Raw genomic sequence first — 8072 nt, forward strand, 5'->3', positions numbered from 1 at the left:
ACTTTTTGCTTGCTTTTCACCGGGTACGTGATTAGATCCCCTTGTGCGTCAGGTAGGGGATGTGCTTCATCCGCCGGTGGCCCACCCGTACCCGCCGTCTCCGCCGTAACAGCTCATGGAGAAGAGATGCCCGGCCACAGCGTCGTACAGAGCCTGTCCCCTCGCGAGCGCGAGGTGCTCGCCCATATCGGCGCCGGGTTCACCTACCACCAGATCGCCACGCGGCTGGGCATCAGCGTCCACACGGTGGGCACCTACACCCGCCGCATCCGGGCCAAGCGCCCGGCCCCGACGCTGGCGGACCTGGTCCGCCTGAGCCTGACGCAGGACGGCGGGGCGTAGCCCGGCCGCGGGCACGAAAAGGCCCCCGGGTCCCTTCCGCCGGAGCGGTGCGGGGCCCGGGGGCCTTTCGACTGCGGTGGGTCAGTCGACCGTGGCCACGGCCTCGGTCTCGGAGGACGTCTCGGCGGGCTTCGCCGCCTCGGCCTTCTTGGCCTTGATCCGCATGACGACGAACGACCCCAGGCCGAAGAGCACGGCGGCGACGAGGCCGAGGTAGGAGAACTGCTTGAGCCACTTCTCGGCGACCTTGCCGACGGTGTAGATCACCGCGACGGTGCCGCCGGCCCAGACGATGCCGCCGAGGACGTTGGCGATGAGGAACTTCCAGTACGGCATCTTCAGCACGCCCGCCAGCGGGCCGGCGAAGATCCGCAGCAGGGCGATGAAGCGGCCGACGAAGACCGCCCACATGCCCCACTTCTTGAACGAGCGCTCGGCGGTGGCCACGTGGTGGGGGCCGAAGTGCTTGGGGAACTTCCGGCCGAGCCAGTCCAGCAGCGGCTGGCCGCCCTTGCGGCCGATCAGATAGCCGATGGAGTCGCCGACGATCGCGCCCGCGACGGCGCACACCCCCAGGACGTACGGGTTGATGTGGTCCTGCGTGGCGGCCATCAGCGTGGCGCTGACGAGGACGATCTCACCGGGAAGCGGGATACCCAGGCTCTCCAGCCCGATGACCCCGCCCACCAACAGGTAGACGGCGACCGCCGGTACTGTTTCGAGCCACTCCTGGATGTGCAACGCCGGTTCCTCCCGGTTGACGACCCTTACCCGGCGCACGCCGTACGGGCGCACGCCGCGAAAGCCTACTGGAGGAGAGGACTCCCTCAGCGGCCCGTGGGTTGCGAGCGGTGGCCTATGTATTCGGCCACAGGTGCCGGGTGACCGGAAAGGATCGGACCCCGCGATCCGAACAAACCGGCAATAACGGGACATGTCCGGTGCGTCAGGGGCGATGCAAGCAGACCGTCCATTCCCCCACAAGGTGCGGTCGGCACAGTGATCAGTGCTCGCCGAACAGCCCTTCCGGTCCTCTTCCGCCCGCATGCCCGGACGCGGTCGCGGACCGTTCCCACGCAGAGGAGCAGCCATGTCCCGTGTCTCCACCACCGGCAAGAGCACGAACCCGACCACCGCCCACGCGCTGTTGCGGCGCCTCCACGACCACGGGGTGCGCACCGTGTTCGGGGTGGTCGGCCGCGAGGCCGCGTCGATCCTCTTCGACGAGGTGGACGGCATCGACTTCGTCCTGACCCGGCACGAGTTCACCGCCGGTGTCGCGGCCGACGTGCTGGCCCGCATCAGCGGCCGCCCGCAGGCGTGCTGGGCCACGCTGGGCCCCGGCATGACCAACCTGTCCACGGGCGTCGCCACCTCCGTACTCGACCGGTCGCCGGTGATCGCGCTCGCCGCCCAGTCCGAGTCGCACGACATCTTCCCCAACGACACCCACCAGTGCCTGGACTCGGCGGCGGTCATGCGGCCGATGACCAAGTACGCGGTGGAGCTCCAGCGCCCCGACGACATCACCGACCTGGTGGACTCGGCCGTCTCCGCGGCGATGACCGAGCCGGTCGGGCCCAGCTTCATCTCCCTGCCCGTCGACCTCCTCGGCAGCGAGATCGACACCTCGCTGGAGCACCCCGGGGCCAGGACCCCGGCCAAGCCCATCGGCGCGGTCGAGGACGGCTGGCAGGAGGCGGCGGACAAGGCCGCTGAGCTGGTCGCCTCGGCGCAGCACCCCGTGCTGGTCGTCGGCGCGGCCGCGATCCGCTCCGGTGCGGTGCCCGCGATCCGCGCGCTGGCCGAGCGGCTGAACATCCCGGTCATCACCACGTACATCGCCAAGGGCGTGCTGCCGCACGGGCACGCGCTGAACTACGGCGCGGTCACCGGCTACATGGACGGCATCCTGTCCTTCCCCGCCCTGGAGACCCTCTTCGGTCCGGCGGACGTCATCCTCACCGTCGGCTACGACTACGCCGAGGACCTGCGGCCCTCCATGTGGCGGCACGGCGGGGAGAAGACGACGGTGCGGATCTCGCCCACCGCCAACCCGATCCCGCGGGTCTACCGTCCGGACGTCGACGTCGTCACCGACGTGCTGGCCTTCGTGGAGCACCTCGACGCGAAGACCGCCGGTCTCGCCGCGAAGACCCCGCACGACATCACCCCGCTGCGGGAGCGGATCGCCGAGTTCCTGGCCGACCCCACGTCCTACGAGGACGGCATGCGGGTGCACCAGGTCATGGACTCCATGAACACGGTGATGGAGGAGACCGCCGAGGAGGGCGAGGGCACGATCGTCTCCGACATCGGCTTCTTCCGCCACTACGGCGTGCTCTTCGCCCGTGCCGACCAGCCGTACGGCTTCCTCACCTCCGCCGGCTGCTCCAGCTTCGGCTACGGCATCCCCGCCGCGATAGGCGCGCAGCTGGCCCGCCCCGGGCAGCCGACCTTCCTCATCGCGGGAGACGGCGGCTTCCACTCCAACAGCTCCGACCTGGAGACCATCGCCCGGCTCAACCTGCCCGTCGTCACCGTCGTCGTCAACAACGACACCAACGGCCTGATCGAGCTCTACCAGAACATGGGGCACCACCGCAGCCACGACCCCGCGGTGAAGTTCACCGGTGTCGACTTCGTCGCCCTGGCGGAGGCCAACGGCGTCGAGGCCGTCAAGGCCTCCTCGCGCGAGGAGCTCCTGGCCGCCCTCCGCAAGGGTGCCGGCCTCGGCCGGCCGTTCCTGATCGAGGTGCCGGTGAACTACGACTTCCAGGCCGGCGGTTTCGGCGCCCTGAGCATCTGATCATGGCGTCGACCCTTCCCGCCGCGGTCGGCTTCCTCGCCGAGGTCCGCCAGGACGGCGGCCGGCCCCTCGACGCGGTCTTCGCCTCCCTCGGCTCCCGGGCCGAGCTGAAGGAGCGGACGGCCGACCAGAGCCTGCGCACCGTCGTCCTGCACTCCGGGGCGCCGGACGGGGCCCACGCCCGCGCCCGGGGCAGAACGCTGGTGCTCGCCGGAGAGCTGTACAACCAGGACGAGCTGCTCCGGCTGCTGCCCCCCGGCCAGGCCCTGCCGGGCACCGACGCGGCTCTCGTCCTCGCCCTCTTCGACACCTATGACGCGCACGCCTTCCGGCTGCTCAACGGGCGGTTCGCCGCTCTGGTAGCCGCCCCCGGGCGGGCGGTGCTCGCCACCGATCATGCGGGCTCGGTGCCCCTCTATGTGTCCGCCGCCCCCGGCCGGGTGCTGGCGGCGACGGAGGCGAAGGCGCTGCGGACCGCCCCCGCGGGGCGGCCGCTCGCCGCCCGGCCGGTCCGCCGGCTGCCCGGCACCCACCAGGTCCCGGCCGGCACGGTGCTCGACATCGAGGTGGCCACCGGCAACTGCGTCACCCACCGCACCTGGACGCCACCGCTGGCCCGGCGGATCATGCGGGAGGAGGAGGCGGTCGAGTCCGTCCGCCACGCCGTGGAACACGCGGTGCGGGCGCGTACGGGCGCGGACACCCCCCTGGTGGTGCTCTCCGGCGGCATCGACTCCTCCACCGTCGCGGCGCTGGCCGCCCGCCGGTCGGCCGGGCCGATCGACACCGTCTCGATGGGCACCGACGAGGCCGACGAGTTCCCGCAGGCGCGTGTCGTCGCCGGGCACATCGGCTCGGCGCACCGGGAGATCACCATCCCCACCGCCGACCTGCTGCGCCGGCTCCCCCACACGGTCCGGGCGGCCGAGTGCCTCGACCCGGACATCGTCGAGTACCTGCTGCCGCTGACCGCGCTGTACCTGCGGCTGGGGGATCAGGGCCGGCGCATCCTCACCGGCTACGGGGCGGACATCCCGCTCGGCGGCATGCACCGCGAGGACCGGCTGCCGGAGCTGGACACGGCCGTCTGCCGCGACATGGACACCTTCGACGGGCTGAACGAGATGACGCCGACCCTCTCCGGGATCGGCGGCCACTGGTCCACCCACCCCTACTGGGACCGTGACGTCCTCGACCTCCTGGTGTCGCTGGAGGCCGGGCTGAAGCGGCGCTACGGGCAGGACAAGTGGGTCCTGCGCGCCGCCATGGGCGATGTCCTGCCGCACGAGGTCGTCGTCCGCCCCAAGCTCGGCGTGCACGAGGGGTCGGGCACCACCTCGTCCTTCACCCGGCTGCTGACGGACGCCGGGGTCCCGCGGGACCGCGTCCGCCGCGCCAAGCAACTGGTCGTCCAGGAGCTGTTCGACCAGGTCGTCGTCGAGGGCCGGCAGCCGGACGAGGTGGCGACCGGCGCGGTGGTGGAGCTGGTCGCCGACCGGCTGCCGGCCGGCGTCCGGCCGGTCCCGCGATGACACCGCCCACGGCCGCCGCACGGCGGCCCGCACCGTAAGGAGGGAGCACCCAGTGGAACGCATCGACACCACCGTCTCGCCCCGCTACGCGCAGATCCCCACGTTCATGCGCCTTCCGCACGACCCGTCACCGCGGGGCAAGGACGTCGTGGTCATCGGCGCCCCCTACGACGGCGGCACCAGCTACCGGCCCGGCGCGCGCTTCGGCCCGCGGGCCGTACGGAACGAGTCCGGGCTCATCCACGGCGTGGGCATCGACCGCGGGCCCGGCACCTTCGATCTGATCGACTGCGTCGACGCCGGGGACATCGACCTGACCCCGTTCAACATGCACATCGCGATGGACACCGCGCAGGAGCGGCTGAGCGGCCTGCTCGCCGACAACGCCGCCTTCCTCATGATCGGCGGCGACCACTCGCTGACGCTGGCCGCCCTGCGCGCCGTCGCGGACAAGCACGGGCCGGTCGCCGTCGTGCACCTGGACGCCCACTCCGACACCAACCCCGCCTTCTACGGCGGCGAATACCACCACGGCACGCCGTTCCGGCACGCCATCGACGAGAAGCTCGTCGACCCGCAGCGCATGGTGCAGATCGGGATCCGGGGCCACAACCCGCGGCCCGACTCGCTGGACTACGCCCGCGGGCACGGGGTGCGGATCGTCACCTCCGACGCGTTCTGCGAGCTCGGCCCCGCGGCCACCGGACAGCTGGTGCGGGACCTCGTCGGCGACGCGCCGGTCTATGTGTCGGTGGACATCGACGTCGTCGACCCGGCGTTCGCGCCGGGCACCGGCACCCCCGCCCCGGGCGGCCCCACCTCGCGCGAGGTGCTCGCCCTGCTGCGCGGCATCGGCGATCTGCGCCCGGTGGGCTTCGACGTCATGGAGGTCTCGCCGCTCTACGACCACGGCGGCATCACCGCCGTCCTGGCCACCGAGATCGGCGCCGAGCTCCTGTACCAGTACGCCCGCGCACACACCCGAGAAAGGAATTCCTCGTGACCGTGCTGCACTGCTCCGAACACTCCGCGGAACTGCTCACGCTGGCCGCGCAGTTGCCCCGGGTCCCCCGCCGGGACCTGTACGGCTTCCTCGACGCGGCCGGCGCCGCCGCCGAGGACCTCCCCGAGCCCCTGGCGACGGCGCTGGACGACTTCAACGCCCACGGCAACGACAACGGCTATCTGCTGCTGCGCGGCCTGCCGGTGGAGGAGGACGGCGCCCTGCCGCCCACCCCCGACAGCACGCCCGCGCCGGTGGACCGCCCGCTGCTGAACCAGGAGGCCATGCTCGCGATCGTCGGCCGCCGCCTGGGCCTGCACACCGGCTACCGCGAACTGCGCTCCGCCACCGTCTACCACGACGTCTATCCCTCGCCCGGCGCCCATCACCTCTCCTCCGAGACCTCCGAGACCCTGCTGGAGTTCCACACGGAGATGGCGTACCACGTGCGGCAGCCGAACTACGTGATGCTCGCCTGCTCCCGGGCGGACCACGAGCGCGAGGCGGCCACCCTCGTGGGCTCGATCCGCAAGGCGCTGCCCCTCGTACCCGACGACGTCCGCGCGCACCTCTTCGACCGGCCCGTGCCCTGTTGCGTGGACGTCGCCTTCCGCGGCGGTGTCGAGGACCCCGGGGCGATCGCCGACGTCAAGCCGCTCTACGGCGACCCGCGGGACCCGTTCCTCGGGTACGACCGCGAGCTGCTGGCCCCGCGGGAGCCCGCCGACGTCGAGGCCGTCGCGGTGCTGTCGAAGGCGCTCGACGAGGTGCGCGAGGCGGTGCGCCTGGTTCCCGGCGACATCCTGATCGTGGACAACTTCCGCACCACCCACGCCCGTACCCCCTTCGCACCGCGGTGGGACGGCAAGGACCGGTGGCTGCACCGCGTCTACATCCGTACCGACCGCAACGGGCAGCTGTCCGGAGGGGAACGGGCCGGGGACGTCGTGGACTTCGTGCCGCGCCGCTGACCCGCGGGTCGGCACAGGGCGCCGGTGGGCCGCCGGGAGGCGGCCCACTGGCGCGTCCGGCGGGCCGTCTGCCAAGCTGAAGCCAGCATCTTTATACGGAGGAGCGGATAGTCATGACAGATGGCGCAGTCCATGAGCCGCGGGGATTCGCGGTGCACACCGCGCCCGCCGGGCTGACGGACGACGGGCGGGACGACTTCACCGTACTGATCTCCACCGCGCCGGCCGTGGTGAGCGCGGTCTTCACCCGCTCCCGCTTCGTCGGCCCCAGTGTGACGCTGAGCCGCGCGGCGGCCGCCGACCGCACGGCCCGGGGAGTCGTCGTGCTCGCCCGCAACGCCAACGTCGCCACCGGCACGGAGGGCGAGGACAACGCGCGCGACGTACGCGCCTCGGTGGCCCAGGCGGTGGGCCTGTCCGAGGACGAACTGCTCATCGCCTCCACGGGCGTGATCGGCCGTCAGTATCCGATGGAGCGGATCCGGGACCACATCAAGACCCTGTCCCCGCCGTTTCCCGACGGCGGCTTCGACCGCGCGGCACGGGCCATCATGACCACGGACACCCGGCCCAAGGCGGCCTGTGCCCGGGTCGGCCGGGCGGTGATCACCGGCATCGCCAAGGGAGTCGGCATGCTGGAGCCCGACATGGCCACGCTGCTGACCTTCTTCGCCACGGACGCCCGGCTGGACCCCGAGGAGCAGGACCGGATCTTCCGCCGGGTCATGGACCGTACCTTCAACGCGGTCAGCATCGACACGGACACCTCCACGAGCGACACGGCGGCGCTGTTCGCCAACGGGCTGGCCGGCCCCGTGGACCCCGCGGAGTTCGAGAAGGCCCTGCACGAGGTGGCGCTGAAACTCGTGAAGGACATCGCGAGCGACGGCGAAGGCGCGGGCAGGCTCATCGAGGTGCGCGTGGCCGGGGCGCGTGACGCCGCCCAGGCCAAACGCGTGGGCAAGGCCGTCGTCAACTCGCCCCTGGTGAAGACCGCGGTGCACGGCGGCGACCCCAACTGGGGCCGGGTGGCCATGGCGATCGGCAAGTGCTCCGACGACACCGACATCGACCAGGACAAGGTCGTCATCCGCTTCGGCGACGTGGCCGTCTACCCGCCGGGCCGGCACGGCACTCAGGACGAGGACGCGGTGCGCGCCGCCGTCGCCGAGCGGATGCGGGGCGACGAGGTCGTCATCGGCATCGATCTCGGCGTCGCGGACGGCGCCTTCACCGTGTACGGCTGCGACCTGACGGAAGGGTACGTCCGGATCAACGCCGACTACTCGACCTGAGCAACGGACCGGTGGACCGGCGGGCGCGTCCCGCCCCCCCCCCGCGACCGGCTGTCAGCCGGTCCTACGTTGTTGGCGGGTTGGACGGGCCGTCGTAAGGTCCAGAGATCCAGAGACGCC

At 71.8% G+C, this 8072-nt stretch carries 7 protein-coding genes; 6 read left to right on the top strand and 1 reads right to left on the bottom strand.

The features are described 5' to 3' along the window. The first annotated feature begins 126 nt into the window (after positions 1-126). A complete protein-coding gene (locus ABD269_RS18235; protein ID WP_301889418.1) occupies positions 127-342 on the top strand; it encodes a response regulator transcription factor in 216 nt (71 codons plus the stop codon). Between the two features lie 81 nt (positions 343-423). Here the strand turns inward: ABD269_RS18235 and ABD269_RS18240 are convergent, their stop codons facing one another. Then, positions 424-1083: a DedA family protein gene (locus ABD269_RS18240; RefSeq protein WP_301894573.1), complete on the bottom strand. Its 660-nt coding sequence runs from the start codon at positions 1081-1083 to the stop codon at positions 424-426. Positions 1084-1432: 349 nt separating this feature from the next. On the opposite strand from ABD269_RS18240, the gene ABD269_RS18245 reads away from it, so the two are divergent. The 5 genes from ABD269_RS18245 to argJ all read left to right on the top strand — a co-directional run bounded on the left by ABD269_RS18245 (position 1433) and on the right by argJ (position 7952). Then, positions 1433-3151, top strand: a complete 1719-nt coding sequence (locus ABD269_RS18245) for a thiamine pyrophosphate-binding protein (protein ID WP_344119070.1) — start codon at positions 1433-1435, stop codon at positions 3149-3151. Beyond that, positions 3151-4683, top strand: a complete 1533-nt coding sequence (locus ABD269_RS18250; protein ID WP_344119090.1) for an asparagine synthase-related protein — start codon at positions 3151-3153, stop codon at positions 4681-4683. The genes ABD269_RS18245 and ABD269_RS18250 overlap by 1 nt, the downstream gene beginning before the upstream one ends. A gap of 52 nt (positions 4684-4735) precedes the next feature. Beyond that, positions 4736-5686: an agmatinase gene (gene speB / locus ABD269_RS18255; protein WP_344119072.1), complete on the top strand. Its 951-nt coding sequence runs from the start codon at positions 4736-4738 to the stop codon at positions 5684-5686. Further along, positions 5683-6657, top strand: coding sequence for a clavaminate synthase Cs1 (cs1, locus tag ABD269_RS18260; protein WP_344119074.1), 975 nt, complete (start codon positions 5683-5685; stop codon positions 6655-6657). The genes speB and cs1 overlap by 4 nt, the downstream gene beginning before the upstream one ends. A gap of 113 nt (positions 6658-6770) precedes the next feature. Further along, entirely contained in the window at positions 6771-7952 is a 1182-nt protein-coding gene (gene argJ, locus ABD269_RS18265) for a bifunctional glutamate N-acetyltransferase/amino-acid acetyltransferase ArgJ (protein ID WP_344119076.1), read from the top strand. Positions 7953-8072 lie beyond the last annotated feature (120 nt).

Origin of the sequence: Streptomyces blastmyceticus, assembly GCF_039521185.1 — a bacterium.
GTDB lineage: Bacteria > Actinomycetota > Actinomycetes > Streptomycetales > Streptomycetaceae > Streptomyces > Streptomyces blastmyceticus.

Bases quoted from the DNA above. Each gene is read 5' to 3' on its own strand.
- ABD269_RS18235 (WP_301889418.1), top strand. From the start codon at position 127: ATGCCCGGCCACAGCGTCGTACAGAGCCTGTCCCCTCGCGAGCGCGAG.
- ABD269_RS18245 (WP_344119070.1), top strand. From the start codon at position 1,433: ATGTCCCGTGTCTCCACCACCGGCAAGAGCACGAACCCGACCACCGCC.
- argJ (WP_344119076.1), top strand. From the start codon at position 6,771: ATGACAGATGGCGCAGTCCATGAGCCGCGGGGATTCGCGGTGCACACC.